Genomic DNA, 17,742 nt, shown 5'->3' with positions numbered 1-17,742 from the left:
GGCCGTGGACGGATCCCCCGGCATGCCCCGCCCGAGCCCCGCCCCCCGCCGCGGCCCGGGAGCGGCCCCGCGCCCATGAGCCGACCGCGCCGCGGCGCCGCCCTGCTCCTCGCCCTCGGCGCCATCGTCTACGCCAGCCTCGTGCCCTTCGAGCTGCGGCCCCTGCCGCTGGAGGAGGCCCTCGCCCGCTTCCGCGCCATCCGCCACCTGCAGCTCGGCCTCGGCTTGCGCGCCGACTGGGTCGCCAATATCCTCCTCTACCTCCCTGCAGGCTTCGCCGGCGCCGCCCTCGCCCTGGGCCGGCCGCTGCGCGCGGGCGCCGCCCTCGCCCGCGCCGCTGGCCTCTTCCTCGCCCTGCTCGCCCTCGCCGCCGGGATCGAGTTCGTGCAGATCTTCTTCAGCCCCCGCACGGTCTCCCTCAACGACATCCACGCCGAGGCCATCGGCGCCGCCCTCGGCATCAACCTCTGGCTGCTCGCCGGCCCCCGCCTGGCCGCGCTGGCGCGTGCCCTCGCCGGCCGGGGGCCGGGCGGCCCGAGGCCCCTCGCCGCCGCCTTCCTGCTCGTCTACCTCGCCCTCGCCCTCTTTCCCTACGACCTGCTCGCCTCGCGCGCCGAGCTCGCCTGGAAGCTCACCGGCGACCTCACCGGGTGGTGGCTCGCCCCCGCCTGCGCGGGAGGATGCGCGACGGGGCTCGCGGCCGAGGCCGCCGCCGCCGTCGTCGCCGGCGCCGCCCTGCGCCTGCTCACGGGCCGCACCGCCGCGGCCGCGGCGGCGGCGCTCGCGGCCGCCCCCGCCCTCGAGGCGGCCCAGATCCTCGTCGCCTCGGGGGTGGCCCAGGGGGCCTCGGCGCTCGCCCGCACCCTCGGGGCGCTGGCCGGCGTGCTGCTGGCCGCGCACCTCCGCCCCCGCGGCTGGCTGCCCGGCAGCCTGCCCTGGCGGCTCGCGGCGCTGGCCTGGTGCGCGGCGGTGCCGGCGGCGGCGTGGTGGGGGCGCGGCCCCCTGCTGCCCCTGGACGAGGCCCTCGCCCGCCTCGCCGCGGTGCGCTGGATCCCCTTCTACTACCACTACTTCACCACCGAGGCCGAGGCCGTGCGCAGCCTCGTCGCCCACCTCGGGCTCTACCTCCCCGCGGGCCTGCTGGTGGCCGCGGCGCGGCCGCGGGTGCGCGTGCGCCCGGCGGCGAGCGCCGCCGCCGTCGCCGCCCTCGCCCTCGGGGTGGAGACCGGCCGGCTCTTCCTCGCCGGCATCCGGCCCGACCCCACCAACGTCCTCATCGGCGCCGCCGCGGGCTGGGCCGGGGCCTGGCTGCTGCATCTGCTGCGCCGGCCCGCGGCGGACGGGACCGCACCCCCGCCCCCTGCCCCGGGCACCCGGTGGGCCGCCGTCCCCGTGCTGCTCGCCGCCCTCGCCCTGGTCCCGGCGGCGCGCGGGCTGGGGCTCGTGCGCACCGCCGCGGCGCCGCCGGAGCCGCTGGTGGACGAACGGGCCCTGCCCACGCACCCGGCGCCTTCGACGCTGCCGGTGCCGGCGCTGCCCCAGTTCCGCACGCCGCATCCGCGCCTGCCGGCACCGACGGCGGCGGACCTCGCCCGCCTGCGCAGGGACAACCCCGGCTATCTCCAGGCGCAGCGGGCGCTCGCCGCGCGCGGCGGCAGCCGGCGCACGCGGCTCGAGGCGGCGGTGCTCGCCGCCTACGCCGAGCCCGGCGGCATCGACCTCGGGGATCTCGCCCGCCGCCTGCTCGCCCTCAAGGTGCGCGACCGCGGCCACGACCAGGTCCTGCCCCTGGCCATGGCCTACGACTGGCTCCACGACCGCTGGAGCCCGGAGCAGCGCCGGGCGCTGCTGGACAAGCTTCTCGCAGGCTGCGGCCACGTCGTCGAGTTCATCCGCAGCGCCCGCCTCTCGCCCTACAACGTGATCCTCTACAACGCGCCGCTGCAGGCCCTCGTCGCCTGCAGCGTCGCCACCTTCGGCGAGGATCCGCGCGCCGCGCCGCTGATGGCCTTCGCCCATCACCTGGTCTGGCGCGTGGTGGTGCCGGCCTGGCGGCAGGTCATGGGCGTGAACGGCGGCTGGCACGAGGGGGCCGAGTACGTGGGCATCGGCATCGGCGATGCGGTGTACAAGGTGCCGGCCATGTGGGCGGCCACGGGCGAGGACCTCTTCGCCGCGGTCCCGGGCCTGCGCGGCTTCCTCGACTTCCTCGTCTACCGCACACGGCCCGACGGCAGCCACATGCGCTGGGGCGACGGCGCCTGGTTCGACCGCGACAGCCCCGACCGCCTCGCCCTGGCGCTGCGCCACCGCCACGCGGCCGCCTACAGCCTCGGCGGCTGCCCGCGCACCGTCGAGCCCACCTCCTGGCCGTGGGGGCCGCTCACGGATCCCGCGCTGTGCGACCCGGGAGCGGCGGCGCGCCTGCCTTGGGCGAGCTGGTTCGACGGCATCGGCATGCTCATCGCCCGCAGCGACTGGTCCGCGCGGGCGACCTGGGTGAGCTTCAAGGCCGGCGACAACTACTGGTCCCACAGCCACCTCGACCAGGGCGCCTTCACCCTCTTCAAGGGTGGGGCGCTGGCCATCGACAGCGGCTACTACGGCCCCCGCTACGGCTCCGACCACCACATGAACTACGCCTACCAGAGCATCGCCCACAACGTGGTCACGGTCACCGACCCCGACGACACGGTGCCGGCACCGGCGCGCGAGGGGCCGCGCCCCATCGCCAACGACGGGGGTCAGCGCCGCATCGGCTCCGGCTGGGGCGTCGAGCCGGCCCCCCTCGACCGCGCCGAGTGGGAGCGGCGCCGCGAGACCTACCACACCGCCGAGGTCCTCGCCCGCCACCAGGACGCGCGCCTCGCCGTGGTGGTCGCCGATCTCACCCCGGCCTACACCAACGCCCGCTCCGGCGAGGGCACCTTCAGCCACCGCACCCGCCGCGTCGAGCGCTACGTGCGCACCTTCCTCTACGACCGCGGCAACGACGTGGTCCTGGTGCACGACCGCCTGCGCGCGAGTCGCGCCGCGTTTCGCAAGCGCTGGCTGCTCCACACCCGCACCCGCCCCGCCATCGCGGGCCGCCGCTTCACCGTGCAGTCGCCCGCCACCGTGCCCGGGCTGCCCGACGGCGTGCTCGTGGGCGAGGTCCTCGCGCCGGGCAACGCCCGGATCCACGCCATCGGCGGCCCCGGGTTCGAGTTCTGGGTCGACGGGCGCAACTACGACGAGCAGGGGACCCTGTGGCGGCACATCGCGGGGCGGCACCGCCGACCGCCGCGCCCCGAGCCGGGCCGCTGGCGGCTCGAACTCAGCGCCGACGAGGAAGGGCGCGATGCGCGCTTCCTGGTGGCCCTCGTGCCGCGGCTCGCCGGCGATCCCCTCGACGTGCGCATCCGCCGCCTGGAGGCGGGCGGGCGCCTCGGGGCCGAGATCGCGGGCCCCGCCGGGCCCCTGCGCGTCTGGTTCGATGACGGCGACCGCGTCGAGGTGGAGGGCGTCGGCCGCATCGGCCCGGCCCGCTGAGCCGCCGCCCGCCACGCCGGCGGGGCCTTCCCCTCCGGCGCCGGCTCGGGCAAGGTAGGCGGCCTTGCTGGGGGAACCGCTTCGGGGGAACGATGCGCGAGACCAGACCCGCCGCCGAACGCTTCGTCGGCGTCGTCGCCGGCGTGTTCGTCGCCGTCAACGGCGCCATCCTCTATCTCTTCCTGCTCCAGTTCCCGTTCGGCCTCACGCCCTTCCTGGCGAGCCTCCGCCACTGGGACCGGCTGACCCCGCGGATCTTCGTCGCCGCGGCGCTGGCCGCGGCGCTCGCGGTGGTGGCACGCCTCGCCGTCTCCGCCCTGCCCGAGCGCTGGAAGGACCGCCTCACCTACTGGCGCGGCGGCGAGGCCCACCCCGCCCGCGACGTCTTCTTCACCACCCGCCGCCAGCCCTTCGACGGCGCCGAGGCCGTGCGCGCCTTCCCGGAGGTGAAGGAGGCCGCCTTCGCCCCCGCCCGGCAGCTCGCGGTGTGGCGGCGCCTGGAGGCCGAGCGCGCCGCCCATCCCATCGTCGCGGGCACCCGCGCCTACTGGCTGCTGGTCCGCGACCTGCACCTGCTCTCGCTCGCCGTCCTCCTCGCCTTCCTGGTCTCCTGGCCCATCAACGGCGCCCTCCCCTTCGCCGTCGCCGCGCCCTATCTCTTCGTCTTCGGCACGCAGTATCTCTTCCTGCTGCTGACCGCGCGCCGCGCGGGCCACCGCTACGCCGACACGGTCCTCGCCATCGCCCTCGGCATCGAGCCGGGCGGGGGCGGGCGGCGCTGATCCGTTTTCCCCCTCCCGGCCTCCCCCGCTGCCGCGGGGGAGGAGATGCCCCCTCCCCGCGCCGCAGGCGGGGGGAGGGCCGGGGAGGGGCTAACAGCGCACGGCGAGATCCCGCAGGCGCGGCGTGCGGCCGCCCACCGCGCGCTGCTGCGCCTGGGCGAGGAAGAGCTCGGCGGCGGCGAGGGCATCGCTCAGGGCGTCGTGGGCGGGGTAGCGGGGCAGTCCGTGGCGGGCGCGGGCCTGGTGCAGGCGCAGGTCCCCCTGGACGATGGGGCGGCCCTCGATGTGGAAGCGGCGCGCCTCGAGCTGCAGGGTGTCCACCACGGGGCAGAGCAGGCCCCGCCCGTAGAGGCGCCGGCAGGCCCGGTCCAGGAAGCGCTGCTCGATGACGGCGTGGTGGGCGAGCAGCACCTTGCCGGCGAGGGCCGCGAGGACCTCCGGCACCACCTCCGCCAGCGTCCGCCCGCGGGCGGCGATGTCGTCGAGGATGCCGTGCACCACCGCCGCCTCCTCGGGCACCGGCCGCGTCGGCCGCACGAAGAGGTGGCCGGCCTCGCCGAGGCGCACCGCGCCGTCGCGGATCACCACCCAGCCGATGCTGAGGATCTCGTCGCGGCGCGCATCGAGGCCCGTGGTCTCCATGTCCATGGCCACGTACTCGACCCGGTGCCAGGCCATCCCGGGGTCGGGGAAGGGCACCCGGTAGAAGTCGCGCAGGGGCCCCGCGGGGGCGCGGCGCAGCTGCCAGCGCCGGCGCAGCCCCAGCGGAATCGGCCAGCCGCAGCCGCCGAGCACGGCGCACCCGCTCAGAAGCGGCCGGCCTGGTAGCGCTGGGCGAGCACCGACTGCATGGTGCGCACCACCTCGAAGGCGTCCTTGAGGTGGTTGCGCTCGAACTGCGACAGCGCCGCGGGCGAGACGTAGTTGTCGGGCTCGCGCCCCTCGGCGATCTGCCGCGCCATGTGCTCGAGGCGGACGTGGCTGATGAACTCCAGCGCGTCGCGCAGGTCGCGCGCACCCGACTCGGTGATCTCGCCGCTGCGGGCGGCGTAGGCGAGCCGGTCCTGGGTGTTGACGGCGTCGCTGCCGCCCGCGAGCGCGTAGATGCGCGCGAGGTCGACGATGGGGATGATGCCGCGGTGCTTGATGTCGAAGGTCTGGTCGTGCTCGCCGCCCCGGATGAGGACGAAGTTGCGGAAGAAGCCCAGGGGCGGCTGGTGCGAGAGGGCGTTGTTGACCATGTGGGCGAGGAAGATGCGGTTGCCGCGGCTGCGCTCGAGGAAGAAGGTGCGCAGGGCCCGCGTGAGGCGGTCGTCGCCGTAGATGTGGCGCAGATCGAAGAAGACGCAGGTCAGCATGAGCGCCTTCGGCTCCGGGGCGTCGATCCAGCGCCCGAAGTAGCGCTTCCAGACCTTGAGCGGCTGTCGCCACTCGGCGGTGCGCGCCATCATCTCGCCGGGGCAGTAGACGTAGCCGCAGGCGTTGAGCCCGTCGGTGACGTAGCGCGCCAGGGCCTCGAAGTAGGCGCCGTGCTCGCGCTCGTCGTAGGCGTCGTCGATGATCAGGCAGTTGTCCTGGTCCGAGCGCGCGGTCTGCTCGTTGCGGGCCTGCGAGCCCGCCGCCACCCAGGCGTAGTCCACCGGCGGTGAGCCGAGCTCGGCCTCGGCCATCTGCAGCAGCCGGGTCGTGATGGCATCGCCCAGCGCGGTGATGACGTGGCCGATGCTGTGGGCGCTCGCACCCGCCGCCACCAGGTTGCGCAGCAGCGCGGGGATGCGGGCCGCGATCTCGCGCAGCCCCTCCACCGTGGTCTGCTTGGCGACGTCGCCGGCGAGGTAGACCGGCGAGGTGCTGTGGCGCTGGGTGAGGTCGGTGGCGGTGATCATGCCCACCACGCGCCCGCCCTCGGTCACCGGCAGGTGGTGGATGTTGTGCCGCGCCATCAGCAGCAGCGCCTCGAAGGCGTAGGCGTGCACGGAGATGGTGAGCGGGGCCACGGTGGCGATGTCGAAGACCGGGGCGTCGTAGTCGAGCCCCTCGGCCACCACGCGCGCGCGCAGGTCGCGGTCGGTGACGATGCCGAAGAGGTGCCCCTCGTGGACGACCAGGATGGACGAGACCCGCTCCTCGCTCATGCGGCGGGCCGCCTCGCGGATGCTCGCCTCAGGCGGGATGGTGACGGGCTCGCGGGTGAGGAGGTCGCGGATGGGCGTGGTGGTGAGGCTGACCTGGGCATCGGCGGGCTGCAGGAAGCGGGCGACCGCGCCCCGCAGGCGCTCGCCCCCGGCCGGGACGAAGAACGCCGCGAAGGCCGGATGCGCCTCGCAGAGGGCGTCGATCTGCGCCGGCGGCAGGACGTAGAGGAGCGTGTCCTCGATCGCCACCGCGCGCCCGCCCTTGGCGGTGCCGGTGCGGTAGCCGAAGACGTCGCCCTCGCCCAGCCGGGCCGCGAGCTCGCCGCGCGCGTCGTGGAGGTCCACCGCGCCGCTTCGCACCACGAACAGCCGCGCCTCGGGCTCGCCGCGCTCCGGGATGCGGCTGTCGCGGCGGAAGTAGCGGATCTCCAGATGCGGGATGAGCTCGCGCAGGGCCTCGTCCGGCAGCTCGCTGAAGGGCTCGTGCGCCGCCAGGAAGTCGCGGATCTCGAGAAGCTCGACGTCCATCCCTGCCTCCTCCTGCCTGTGACCGCATTCTGCCATGGGCACCGGCAGCCCACGCCGGGCATGAAAAAGGGCCCCGCCCGAAGGCGGGGCCCGCACCTCAAGCAGGTGCCTCCCTGAGGTCGGTCAGTGGGCCACGGCCCCGGCCGCGCCGCGCGGCACCCGGATGTCCTCCACCAGGTGCTGGATGTGCTCCGGCGGCGGCGCCGTCACCTTGGACACCGCGAAGGCGACGGCGAAGTTGATCATCGCCCCCACGGCGCCGAAGGCCTCCGGCGAGATGCCGAGGAACCAGTGGTCCGGCGTGTTGGGCGCCATGTTGGTGCCGGGGATGAAGAACCACCCCTTGAACCAGAAGATGTAGATCAGGGTGGTGCCGAGACCGGCGAGCATGCCCGCCACCGCGCCCTGGCTGTTCATCCTCTTGTTGAAGATGCCCATCATGAGCGCAGGGAAGATGGACGAGGCCGCAAGCCCGAAGGCCAGGGCCACCACCTGGGCCGCGAAGCCCGGCGGGTTCAGGCCGAAGTAGCCCGCCACCAGGATCGACCCCGCCATGGCGATGCGCGCCGCCAGCAGCTCCCCCTTCTCCGTGATGTCGGGCTTGATCATGCCCTTGAGGATGTCATGGGAGATGGCCGAGGAGATGGCCAGCAGCAGGCCCGCCGCGGTGGAGAGCGCCGCCGCCAGACCGCCCGCCGCCACCAGGGCGATGACCCAGTTGGGCAGGCGCGCGATCTCCGGGTTGGCGAGCACCATGATGTCGCGGTCGACCTTGAGCTCGTTGTCGCCGCCCTTGCGGTACTGGATGCGCCCGTCGCCGTTCTTGTCCTCGAACTTGAGCAGCCCCGTGGTCTCCCAGTTCCTGAACCACTGCGGACGCTGCTCATAGGGCAGCGAGGCCTGCGGGTTGCCCGAGAGGTCCGGCTGCACCGTCTTGATGAGGTTGTAGAACGACATCGCGCCGACCGCCGGGGCGGTGGTGTAGAGGATGCCGATGAACACCAGCGCCCAGCCCGCCGAGGCGCGCGCATCCCGCACCTTCGGCACCGTGAAGAAGCGGATGATGACGTGCGGCAGGCCCGCGGTGCCGATCATCAGCGAGAAGGTGTAGAGCAGCATGTTGAGCAGGCCGGTCTTGCGCGCCGTGTACTCGGCGAAGCCCAGCTCCACCAGCACCTGGTCCAGCTTGGCCAGCAGCGGCGTGCCGTCCTCGACCGTGCCGAACAGGCCGAGCTGCGGCAGCGGATTGCCCGTCAGCTGCAGCGAGATGAAGATCGCCGGGATCGTGTAGGCGGTGATCAGCACGCAGTACTGGGCGATCTGGGTGTAGGTGATGCCCTTCATGCCGCCGAGCACCGCGTAGAAGAACACGATCACCATGCCGGTGAAGAGGCCGGTGGCGAACTCCACCTCGAGGAAGCGCGAGAAGGCCACGCCGATGCCCTTCATCTGCCCGATGACGTAGGTCAGCGAGGCGACGATGAGGCAGATCACGGCCACCCCGCGCGCGGTCTGCGAGTAGTAGCGCTCGCCGATGAACTCCGGCACCGTGTACTTGCCGAACTTGCGCAGATAGGGCGCAAGGAGCATGGCGAGGAGGACGTAGCCGCCGGTCCAGCCCATGAGGAAGAGCGAGGCGTCGTAGCCCTGGAAGGCGATCAGCCCCGCCATGGAGATGAACGAGGCGGCCGACATCCAGTCCGCGGCCGTGGCCATGCCGTTGGCCACCGGATGCACGCCGCGGCCTGCGGCGTAGAACTCGCCCGTGCTCGCCGCGCGCGACCAGATGGCGATGCCGATGTAGAGGGCGAAGGTGGCGCCCACGACGATGAAGGTGATGGTCTGCAGATCCATGGCTCCCCCCTCAGTCCTCGTGGACGTCGAACTCGCGATCCAGACGGTTCATCTGCCAGGCGTAGATGAAGATCTGGATGATGAAGACGAGCATCGAGCCCTGCTGCGCGAACCAGAACCCGATGTCCACGCCCGGCTCGGCCCCCCGGAAGAGGATGGCCATGCCGTACGAGACGAAGGCCCACACCGCCAGGTGGATGCCCACCAGGCGCATGTTGGCCCGCCAGTAGGCCTGTGGCGACCTGTCCTGTGTGCTCATCGACGATCCTCCTTCTCGTTGTCCCCCGTGGCGCCCCCGCCGGGCGCGCCCGTGCACGGCCCGGTCGTGCCGGACCTTCGGGATCGGCATGCACGTTCCGGGCCAGTGGCGCTGAGCCTGTGCTTTCCGCAAGTTGCGCGCCGCACCGCACCCGCCCGTTACCCGTCGTAACGTCCGGCCCGCGCCCCACGCGCGCCCTCGGCGTTACGTCGCGTAACATCTCGGCCGGGACGCCTTGACAAAGGCCCCGCCGGCTCCGATCCTGCGCCGGGGACCCGCCGCAGGGGGCCAGGATGACGGAGGACGAGGCCGGGGCACTGGAAGCGGCACGGCCCGAGCTCGCGAGACGTCTCGAGCTCTGCCGCGACCTCCCCAGTCCGCCGGGGGTGGCGCTGCGGCTGGTGCGCCTCGGCGAGGACCCGGAGGCCGACCTCGACGAGATCGTCGGCATCCTGCGCCACGACCCCGCCCTCGCGGCCAAGGTCCTGCGCGTGGCCAACTCGCCCCTCTACTCCCGCCAGCGCAACATCGACAACCTGCGCCAGGCCATCCTGCTTCTCGGCCTCAACGGCACCCTCACCCTGGCCCTGAGCTTCTCCCTCGTGCCGACGCTTCGGGACGGCGGCCGCGACGGCCTCGACCACGCGCGCTTCTGGCGCCGCACCTGCCTCGGGAGCCTCGCCGCCCAGGTGCTCGCCGACCGCGCAGGCCTGCCCGGCCTCGAAGACGCCTTCCTCGCCGGCCTGCTCCAGGACATCGGCATCCTCGCCCTCGAGCGGGTCGAGCCCGGCCTCTACGCCGGCCTCGGCCCCGATGCCGGCCACGACGCCATCGCCGCGCGCGAGCGGGAGCGCCTCGGCACCGATCACGCCGCGGTGGGCGCCTGGCTGCTCGCACGCTGGGCGCTGCCGGCGAGGCTGCGTCGCGCGGTGGCCCGCAGCCACCGCCTCGCGCCCCCGCAGGAGGCGGAGGATCTGCAGGGGCTGCTGGACTGGGCGGTGGCCGGCGCCGCCGTGGTCGCCGGCGCCTGGATCGACGGCGACGGTCCGGAGCAGGGCAGCGAGGCCGTGCGCGCCGTGGCGGCGGCCATCGGCTGGGACGGGGCCGCCTGCGGCGAGGCGCTGGAGCGGATCGCCGCCCACGTGCCGGAGACCGAGGCCCTGCTGGAGTGCGAGCTCGCCTCCCCGGAGGAGCTTGCACTGCTGCAGGAGCGGGCCCGCGAGCTCGCCACCGCGCGCAGCCTCCATGCCGTGCAGCAGGCGCAGCAGATCCGCCGCCACGCCCAGGCCCTCGAGACCCGGGCCCGCGAGCTCGAGGAGCGGGCCCGGCGCGACTCCCTCACCGGGCTCTACAACCGCGCCTGGCTCGACCAGATGCTGGAGGAGGAGTTCCGCCGCGCCGAGAGCTACGGCTGGCCCCTCAGCGTCGCCTTCATCGACCTCGACCGCTTCAAGACCATCAACGACACCTACGGCCACGCCGCAGGCGACACCGTCCTGCGTCGGATCGCCGCCCTGCTGCTGGACAACAGCCGCGAGACCGACATCGTCGCCCGCTACGGCGGCGAAGAGTTCGTCCTCCTCCTGCCGGGCAGCGGGCGCCGCGGCGCCCAGGCCTTCTGCGAGCGGCTCCTCGCCGCCTGCCGCGCTGCCGCCACCGAGGTCGCCCCGGGCCGGCACGTGGCGGTCACCGCCTCCATCGGGCTCGCCACCCACGGCGAGCACCAGCGCTACGAGTCGCCCGACGAGCTCGTGCGCGCCGCCGACAAGGCGCTCTATGCCGCCAAGGTCGCCGGACGCGACCGCCTGGTCGTGGTGGACGAGCGCCGCTAGCCGGGCCGCCGCCCCGGCAGGGGCCGTGCCGCGGCGTCAGCCGATGCTTACGCAGCTTTGCGCCGGCCGCGGTTGCAACGGCGCCCGGGAAAGACTAGAAAACTTGATAGTCACGACGCACGTTCGTGATCAGCCGCCGGCGCCGCAAAACCCGCCCGGACCCTCCGGGCACGGCGCCGGCCGCAGCGCGAGGAACCGCCGCCGCCCATGAGCCCCTACACCCGCCTCGTCAGCGGCCTGCTCTTTCCGCTTCACGAGCGGCTCAAGGGCCACGACACCGTACGCGCCCTCCGGGAGCTCGAGGCGAGCCAGTGGTGGCCGCCCGAGCGGCTCGAGGCCCTGCGCCTTGCGCGGCTGCGCCGGCTGCTTGCCCGCGCGGGCGCCCAGGTGCCCTACTACCGGCGGCTCTTCGCCGAGCACGGCTTCGACCCCGCGGCGGTGGCCTCCCTCGGGGACCTGGCGGCGCTGCCCTTCCTCACCAAGGCCGACATCCGCGCCCACGCCGAGGCCCTGCGGGCCGAGGACGCGCGGGGGCTCGCCCGCTTCAACACCGGCGGCTCCACCGGCGAGCCGCTGGTCTTCTGGATCGGCCGCGAGCGGGTCACCCGCGACGTCGCCGCCAAGTGGCGGGCGACGCGCTGGTGGGGCGTCGACATCGGCGACCGCGAGATCGTGGTCTGGGGCTCGCCGGTGGAGATCGGCGCCCAGGACCGGCTGCGCGCGGTGCGCGACCGCATCCTGCGCACACGGCTGCTGCCCGCCTTCGAGATGTCGCCCGGGCGCATCCGCGACTACCTCGCCGTGATCCGCCGCAGCCGCCCGCGCATGCTCTTCGGCTATCCGTCGAGCCTGGATCTGCTCGCCCGCGCGGCCGAGCGCGAGGGGCTGCGCCTCGACGGGCTCGGCATCCGCGTCGCCTTCGTCACCGCCGAGCGGCTCTACGACGAGCAGCGAAGCCGCATCGCGCGCGTCTTCGGCTGCCGCGTCGCCAACGGCTACGGCGGCCGCGACGCCGGCTTCCTCGCCCACGAGTGCCCCGAGGGGCGCATGCACATCACCGCCGAGGACGTCGTCCTCGAGCTGGTGGACGCCGCCGGCCGCCCCGTCCCGCCGGGCGAGCCCGGCGAGGTGGTGGTGACGCACCTCGCCACCGGCGACTTCCCCTTCATCCGCTACCGCACCGGCGACGTCGCCGTCCTCGACGACGCGCCCTGCCCCTGCGGGCGCGGCCTGCCCGTGCTGCGCGAAGTCATGGGCCGCACCACCGACTTCGTCGTCGCCCGCGACGGCACCGTCATGCACGGGCTCGCCCTGATCTACGTGGTGCGCGACCTGCCCGGGATCGAGCGCTTCCGCATCGAGCAGGAGAGCCTCGAGCGCACCCGCGTCCTCCTCGTGCCGGGGCCGGGCTTCGAGGCGGGGCACGTGGAGCGCATCCGCGCCGGCTTCCGCCAGCGCCTCGGCGAGGGGGTGGAGATCGACGTCGAGACCGTCGAGCGCATCCCCCCCCTGCCCTCGGGCAAGCACCGCTACGTCATCAGCCGGGTCGACCCCTACGCGCAGGCGGCGGCATGAGCACGACTCCGCAGGCACGGGCGGCGCAGGTGGCGGCGGCGTTGCGGCGCCGGGGGCGGCTCGCGGGCAAGGCGCTCGCCCAGCGCCTGCGGCCGCGCCAGGGGCCGCCGCTGACCCTCTTCGTCGCCGGGGTGCAGCGCTCGGGCACCAACATGGTGATGGACGTCCTCGAGCGCAGCCTCGAGACCGTGGTCTTCCACAAGCGCGACCCGCGCGCCTTCCGGCGCTACGAGATGCGGCCCCTCGACACCATCGAGGCGCTGCGTGGGCGCTGTCGGGCGCGGGTCATGGTGGTCAAGGCCCTGTGCGAGCTGGACCTGCTGCCGCGCCTGCTGGAGGCGCTCGCCCCCGCCCGCGCGGTCTGGATCTACCGCGACTGGCGCCACAGCGTCCGCTCGCAGCTTCGCTCCTTCCCGAGGCATCCGGGCTGGATCCGGCGCACGCTGGAGGACCCGGCGGTGGGCGGGTGGATCGGACGCGGGCTGCAGGGGCCCCTGCTGAGCGAGGCGCGGGCCCTGGCGGCCGAGGCCGAGATGCACGACGCCGACAGCGCCGCCCTCTTCTCGTGGTTCCGCAACCGGCTCCTCTTCGACCTCGGCCTTGCGCGCGACCCGCGGGTGCGCCTCGTGCGCTACGAGCGGCTGCTGGAAGACCCCGCGGGATCGTTCGCGGCCCTCTTCGCCCACGCCGGCCTCGCCTTCCGCCCCGCCTGGGCCGACGGGGTCCGCGCCCCCCGGCACGCGCAGGGCGCGGCGCTTGCCGTCTCGCCCCCCCTGGCCGCGACCTGCTCCGCCCTGCTTGCGCGCATGGAGGAGGCGGCGGCATGAGCGCGCTCCTCGCCGCGGCCGCCGCCCTCGCCGCCCTCGCCTGGGGCCTCGCCCTGTGGCGGCGGCGGGGGCTTCTCGTGCGGCTCTGGCGCGAGCCGGTGCTGGCGCGGCCGGTGCTCGCGGTCGAGAGCGACGACTGGGGTCCCGGCGGCGAGGCCGAGGCGGCGGCGCTGCGCGCGCTTGCGGCGACGCTGGCCACGGTGCAGGACGCCGAGGGACGCCCGGCCCTCGCCGCCATCGGCCTCTGCCTCGCCCGCCCCGCCCCCTCCACGCCGCAGCACTACCGCCGCACGCGCCTCGACGACCCCGCCCAGGCCGTGGTCCTCGAGGCCCTGCGCGAGGGCGAGCGCCGCGGCGTCTTCGCCCTCCAGCTCCACGGCATGGAGCACCTGCGCCCGGCCTCGGTGCTGGCCGCCGCGGGGCGCGATCCGGCCCTGCGCGCCTGGCTCGAGGACCCGGACCCCGAGGCGCTGCCGCCGCCGCTGCAGAGCCGCTGGGTGGACGGCGCGCTCCTGCCCACACGGGCGCTCCCCGCCGACGAGGTCGCGGCCATGGCGGCGGAGGAGACCGCGGCCTTCGCCGCCGTCCTCGGCCGCCCCGCGGTGGTGGCGGTGCCGCCCACCTTCGTCTGGACCGAGGCCGTGGAGCAGGCCTGGGCGGCCTGCGGCGTGCGCGTCATCGTGACCCCCGGGGTGCGCCACGAGGGCCGCGGGGCGGACGGCGCCCCGCTGGCCGGCCCGCGCATCCTCAACGGCGAGGAGGCCGCGGGCGGGGCCCGCTACCTCGTCCGCGACGTCTACTTCGAGCCCGCCCGCGGCCACCGCGTGGAGGAGGCCCTCGCCGCCGTCGCCGCCCGCGTCACCGAGGGCCGGCCCGCCCTCGTGGAGAGCCACCGCTTCAACTACCTCGGACCCGACGCCTCGCGCCACCGGGGCGCGCTCGCCGAGCTGCTGCGCCGCGCCGCGGCGGAGCTGCCGGGGCTGCGCTTCGTCGCCCCGGAGACCCTCGCCGCGGCCTACGCCCGCCCCGAGGCCTCGGACCTCTTCACCCGCTCGCGCCGGAGGCGGATCGCCGCCTGCTGCGCACGCATCCGCCGCGAGCCGGCCCTGCGCCGCCTTCTCGGCCCGGCGGCGGTGGCGGTGCGCATCCTCGACCTCGCGCGGCGCCTGGCCGCCCCCGCGGACGCGCCGAGGACCGCCCATGCCCGCTGAGCGCCGCTACCTCGTCCTCACCGAGCTCTTCCTCCCCACCAAGGGGGGCACGGCAGTGTGGTTCGACGAGGTCTACCGCCGCCTCGGCGACCGCGGCACCCACATCGTCACCGCCGCCGTGCCCGGCGCCGCCGAGCACGACCGCGACCACCCGAACACCGTCCACCGCATCCGCTGGCGCCCGAGCCGCTGGCTGCGGCCCTACTCGCTGCCCATCTACGCCCGGCTCGCCGCCACCGCCCACGCCCTCATGGCCCGCCACCGCCTCGACGCCGTCCACGCCGGGCGCGTCCTCCCGGAGGGGCTGGTGGGCTGGAGCGTGGCCGCCCTGTGGCGCCGGCCGCTGGTGGTCTACGCCCACGGCGAGGAGATCACCACCTGGGGCCGCATCCCGCGCCGGCGCCGCGCCATGCGCTTCGTCTACCGCCGCGCCACCCACGTCATCGCCAACAGCGACTTCACCCGCGAGCGGCTCCTGGAGCTCGGCGTGCCGGCGGCGCGCATCCGCGTCATCCACCCCGGCGTCGACACGGCGCGCTTCCGCCGCGGCCCCGCCGACGCCCGGCTGCGCGCGCGCCTGGGGCTCGCCGAGGGCACCCGCCTCATCCTCTCGGTGGGCCGCCTCAGCCGCCGCAAGGGCTTCGACCGCGTCATCGAGGCGCTGCCCGCGCTCCTTGCACGCGGCCTCGACGTGCACTATGCCGTCATCGGGATCGGCGAGGACGAGGCGCACCTGCGGGCGCTCGCCGAGGGCTGCGGCGTGGCTCGGCGCGTCCACCTGCTCGGCCATGTGCCCCCCGATGAGCTGCCCGCCTGGTACCGCACCGCGGACGTCTTCGCCATGCCCAACCGGCCGGTGGGGGCCGACGCCGAGGGCTTCGGCATGGTCTACATCGAGGCCGCCGCCTGCGGCACCCCGGCCGTGGCCGGGCGCCACGGCGGCACCGGCGCCGCCGTGCTCGACGGCGAGACGGGCCTTCGCGTCGACGGCGAATCGGTGGAGGCCGTGGCCGAGGGGCTCGCACGGCTGCTCGCCGAGCCGGAGCTGGCCCGCCGCCTGGCCGAGAACGCCTGGCGGCGCGCCGTGGAGGAGCTCTCCTGGGAGCGCGTCGCCGAGCGCACCCGCGCCCTGGAGGAGGCGGCGTGAGCGCGATCCTGCACAAGCTCGGCAAGCTGCGCGATCCCGAGATCCGCGCCAAGAACCTCGAGGCGGCGCGGCTCGCCGCCCGCGAGGCGTGGTGGGACATCGCCCGCCCGGCCCTGCCCGAGCCCATCTTCGTCGTCGGCTGCTCGCGCTCGGGCACCACCGTCACCTACGAGACCCTCGCCCTCGCGCCGGGGCTTCGCAGTCTCGGCTACGAGGTGCCCCAGCTCTGGCACCGCATTTGGGGCCCCTGGCACAACGGTTGGCACTCCGAGGCCGCCACCGCCGAGGACGCCCGCCCGGCGCACGGGCGCCTCGCCCGCCGCTTCTACTACGCCCGCCTCGGCGCCGGGCGCATCCTCGACAAGACCTGCATCAACGTCCTGCGCGTCCCCTACCTCGCGCGGCTCTTCCCGGACGCGCACTTCGTCTACGTCCACCGCGACGGGCGCGACAACGTCAGCTCCCTCATGGACGGCTGGCGCAAGGACCGCCACTTCGCCCTGACGCAGTTCCTCGGCCCCTGCCCGGAGGAGGTGGCCATCGAGGGCGGGCGGTTCCGGGAGTGGCACTTCTTCCTCCCCCCGGGCTGGCGCGACTACAACCGCGCGAGCCTCGCCGAGGCCTGCGCCCACCAGTGGATCAGCGCCAACCGCCTCGCCCTCGAGGGGGCGCGCCACGTCGATCCGGACCGCTGGCACGTGCTGCGCTACGAGGCGCTGCTCGAGGCCCCGGTGGAGGCCTTCGAACGGCTCTATGCGCGCCTCGGCCTCGAATTCACGCCCGCCATCCGCCGGCGCTGCGCCGAGCTCGCCCGCCACCCCACGAGCCTCGTCAGCGGGCCGCCGAAGCGGGCCAAGTGGAAGGAGCGCAACCGCGAGGCGGTGGAATCCATCCTCGACCGCATCGCGCCGATGCAGGAGCGGCTGGGGTATGACGCCTGAGGCTGCGCAGGGCACCCGGCGGCTGCGGGTCGGCTGCTTCCTCGGCACCGACGGCGACTACGGCGGGGCGGGGAGGATCCTCTGGAACGTCCTCCGGCACGCGGACCGCATCGGCATCGAGCCGGTGGCGGTGCTTTCGCGGCGCGGGCCGGGGGTGGCGGAGCTCGAGGCGCGCGGCATCCCGTGGACCGTCTGGCCCAAGGAGGACCAGGGCGTCGCCGCGGCTGCCTTCCGCGCCGTCCGCATCCGGGGACTCGTGCGCGAGCACGACCTGGACCTCGTGCACTGCCTGTCCGGGGCCTTCGGCTGGCGGGCCTGGGAGCTGCGCGCCCTGCGCCGCGCCGGCTGTCCCGTGCTCGTCCACACCCAGCGCCCCATCCCTGCCGCCTCCCCCTATCTGCGCCATACGGATGCCGTGGCGGCATGCTCCGCCTACCTCGCGGGCGAGCTCCGGTGCGATGCCCCGGTCCACGCCGTCCACGACCTCGTGGACGCCGAGCGGATGCAGGCGGGGAGATCCCTCCGTGCCGAGCTGGGCATTCCGCCCGAGACGCGGGTGGTGGCGTTCGTGGGGCGGCCGCGGACGGCCAAGGGCATCGGTCTCTTCCTGGAGGTGGCGGCCTCCGGGCTGCTGCCGGACACCCGCTTCCTGCTCAGCGTGCAGCGGGGCAACAGGCTGCCCGACACCTGGGACGAGGAGACGCTGCGGGCGCGCATCGCGGCTGCGCCGCAGGTTGAGCTCCTCGGGCACGTGGCGCGGATCGAGGATGTCTACGCCACCGCGGACGCCCTGCTGCTGCCCTTCCTCGGCGAGGAGCCCTGCCCGGCGGTGCTGGAGGAGGCGGCGGTGGCCGGTGTACCCGTGGTGACTTCCAGGGGCGGCAGCGTCCGTGAGTACGTCGAGGAGGGGCTCTCGGGCCTGTACGTGGCCTCGCCTTCGGTGCAGAACCTCGCCGAGGCCCTGGCCCGGGTGCTGGAAGGCCGCCCGGCCGCCGACCGCCGCGGGGGGATCGCCGCTTGGGGGCGCGAGCGCTTCCTCGAGCGCCCGATTCGGACACTGCGCGCGATCTACCGGGCGCTGGGCGGCGGTGCAGACCGGACCGCGGAGGCCTGCTGAACC

Annotated in this window: 13 protein-coding genes; 9 read left to right on the top strand and 4 right to left on the bottom strand. The window is 74.9% G+C overall.

The window, feature by feature from the left end; translation table 11 throughout:
• The first annotated feature begins 75 nt into the window (after nucleotides 1-75).
• Both EDC57_RS11500 and EDC57_RS11495 read left to right on the top strand, forming a co-directional pair.
• Nucleotides 76-3,531 (top strand): VanZ family protein, encoded by a 3,456-nt coding sequence (locus EDC57_RS11500; RefSeq protein WP_123402049.1) that lies wholly within the window; start codon nucleotides 76-78, stop codon nucleotides 3,529-3,531.
• Nucleotides 3,532-3,623: 92 nt separating this feature from the next.
• The gene (locus EDC57_RS11495) at nucleotides 3,624-4,313 is read left to right on the top strand and encodes a hypothetical protein (RefSeq protein ID WP_123402048.1); all 690 of its coding nucleotides are present in this window, start codon (nucleotides 3,624-3,626) and stop codon (nucleotides 4,311-4,313) included.
• Nucleotides 4,314-4,403: 90 nt separating this feature from the next.
• On the opposite strand, the gene EDC57_RS11490 is transcribed toward EDC57_RS11495, so the two are convergent.
• The 4 genes from EDC57_RS11490 to EDC57_RS11475 all read right to left on the bottom strand — a co-directional run bounded on the left by EDC57_RS11490 (nucleotide 4,404) and on the right by EDC57_RS11475 (nucleotide 9,089).
• Nucleotides 4,404-5,108 carry an exonuclease domain-containing protein gene (locus tag EDC57_RS11490; protein WP_245995286.1) on the bottom strand — a complete coding sequence of 235 codons (705 nt, stop codon included), beginning with the start codon at nucleotides 5,106-5,108 and terminating at the stop codon, nucleotides 4,404-4,406.
• Between the two features lie 11 nt (nucleotides 5,109-5,119).
• Nucleotides 5,120-6,976 carry a putative nucleotidyltransferase substrate binding domain-containing protein gene (locus tag EDC57_RS11485; RefSeq protein WP_123402047.1) on the bottom strand — a complete coding sequence of 619 codons (1,857 nt, stop codon included), beginning with the start codon at nucleotides 6,974-6,976 and terminating at the stop codon, nucleotides 5,120-5,122.
• Nucleotides 6,977-7,099: 123 nt separating this feature from the next.
• Nucleotides 7,100-8,830 carry a sodium:solute symporter family protein gene (locus EDC57_RS11480; RefSeq protein WP_123402046.1) on the bottom strand — a complete coding sequence of 577 codons (1,731 nt, stop codon included), beginning with the start codon at nucleotides 8,828-8,830 and terminating at the stop codon, nucleotides 7,100-7,102.
• A gap of 10 nt (nucleotides 8,831-8,840) precedes the next feature.
• A complete protein-coding gene (locus EDC57_RS11475; protein ID WP_123402045.1) occupies nucleotides 8,841-9,089 on the bottom strand; it encodes a DUF4212 domain-containing protein in 249 nt (82 codons plus the stop codon).
• A 293-nt stretch (nucleotides 9,090-9,382) separates the two neighbouring features.
• Between EDC57_RS11475 and EDC57_RS11470 the strand changes: the two genes are divergently transcribed.
• The 7 genes from EDC57_RS11470 (at nucleotide 9,383) to EDC57_RS11440 (ending at nucleotide 17,739) form a co-directional block, all read left to right on the top strand.
• The gene (locus EDC57_RS11470; protein ID WP_123402044.1) at nucleotides 9,383-10,921 is read left to right on the top strand and encodes a GGDEF domain-containing protein; all 1,539 of its coding nucleotides are present in this window, start codon (nucleotides 9,383-9,385) and stop codon (nucleotides 10,919-10,921) included.
• Between the two features lie 207 nt (nucleotides 10,922-11,128).
• Complete coding sequence (locus EDC57_RS11465) at nucleotides 11,129-12,496, top strand: phenylacetate--CoA ligase family protein (protein WP_123402043.1); 1,368 nt, start codon at nucleotides 11,129-11,131, stop codon at nucleotides 12,494-12,496.
• Nucleotides 12,493-13,323, top strand: coding sequence for a sulfotransferase family protein (locus tag EDC57_RS11460; RefSeq protein ID WP_148051462.1), 831 nt, complete (start codon nucleotides 12,493-12,495; stop codon nucleotides 13,321-13,323). Before EDC57_RS11465 ends, EDC57_RS11460 begins: the two co-directional genes overlap by 4 nt.
• Nucleotides 13,320-14,534 (top strand): glycosyl hydrolase, encoded by a 1,215-nt coding sequence (locus EDC57_RS11455; RefSeq protein ID WP_123402041.1) that lies wholly within the window; start codon nucleotides 13,320-13,322, stop codon nucleotides 14,532-14,534. The genes EDC57_RS11460 and EDC57_RS11455 overlap by 4 nt, the downstream gene beginning before the upstream one ends.
• Nucleotides 14,524-15,681 (top strand): glycosyltransferase family 4 protein, encoded by a 1,158-nt coding sequence (locus tag EDC57_RS11450; protein ID WP_123402040.1) that lies wholly within the window; start codon nucleotides 14,524-14,526, stop codon nucleotides 15,679-15,681. The genes EDC57_RS11455 and EDC57_RS11450 overlap by 11 nt, the downstream gene beginning before the upstream one ends.
• Nucleotides 15,678-16,622, top strand: a complete 945-nt coding sequence (locus tag EDC57_RS11445; RefSeq protein WP_123402039.1) for a sulfotransferase family protein — start codon at nucleotides 15,678-15,680, stop codon at nucleotides 16,620-16,622. Before EDC57_RS11450 ends, EDC57_RS11445 begins: the two co-directional genes overlap by 4 nt.
• Nucleotides 16,612-17,739 carry a glycosyltransferase family 4 protein gene (locus EDC57_RS11440; protein ID WP_123402038.1) on the top strand — a complete coding sequence of 376 codons (1,128 nt, stop codon included), beginning with the start codon at nucleotides 16,612-16,614 and terminating at the stop codon, nucleotides 17,737-17,739. The genes EDC57_RS11445 and EDC57_RS11440 overlap by 11 nt, the downstream gene beginning before the upstream one ends.
• Nucleotides 17,740-17,742 lie beyond the last annotated feature (3 nt).

The organism is Inmirania thermothiophila (assembly GCF_003751635.1).
In the GTDB taxonomy this organism is placed as follows: Bacteria; Pseudomonadota; Gammaproteobacteria; order DSM-100275; family DSM-100275; genus Inmirania; species Inmirania thermothiophila.
Note: the sequence above shows the minus strand (reverse complement) of the source record. Positions and strands in the feature narration are given on the sequence as shown.

Bases quoted from the DNA above. Each gene is read 5' to 3' on its own strand.
- EDC57_RS11470 (WP_123402044.1), top strand. From the start codon at position 9,383: ATGACGGAGGACGAGGCCGGGGCACTGGAAGCGGCACGGCCCGAGCTC.
- EDC57_RS11475 (WP_123402045.1), bottom strand. From the start codon at position 9,089: ATGAGCACACAGGACAGGTCGCCACAGGCCTACTGGCGGGCCAACATG.
- EDC57_RS11500 (WP_123402049.1), top strand. From the start codon at position 76: ATGAGCCGACCGCGCCGCGGCGCCGCCCTGCTCCTCGCCCTCGGCGCC.
- EDC57_RS11480 (WP_123402046.1), bottom strand. From the start codon at position 8,830: ATGGATCTGCAGACCATCACCTTCATCGTCGTGGGCGCCACCTTCGCC.
- EDC57_RS11485 (WP_123402047.1), bottom strand. From the start codon at position 6,976: ATGGACGTCGAGCTTCTCGAGATCCGCGACTTCCTGGCGGCGCACGAG.
- EDC57_RS11460 (WP_148051462.1), top strand. From the start codon at position 12,493: ATGAGCACGACTCCGCAGGCACGGGCGGCGCAGGTGGCGGCGGCGTTG.
- EDC57_RS11495 (WP_123402048.1), top strand. From the start codon at position 3,624: ATGCGCGAGACCAGACCCGCCGCCGAACGCTTCGTCGGCGTCGTCGCC.
- EDC57_RS11440 (WP_123402038.1), top strand. From the start codon at position 16,612: ATGACGCCTGAGGCTGCGCAGGGCACCCGGCGGCTGCGGGTCGGCTGC.
- EDC57_RS11450 (WP_123402040.1), top strand. From the start codon at position 14,524: ATGCCCGCTGAGCGCCGCTACCTCGTCCTCACCGAGCTCTTCCTCCCC.
- EDC57_RS11465 (WP_123402043.1), top strand. From the start codon at position 11,129: ATGAGCCCCTACACCCGCCTCGTCAGCGGCCTGCTCTTTCCGCTTCAC.
- EDC57_RS11455 (WP_123402041.1), top strand. From the start codon at position 13,320: ATGAGCGCGCTCCTCGCCGCGGCCGCCGCCCTCGCCGCCCTCGCCTGG.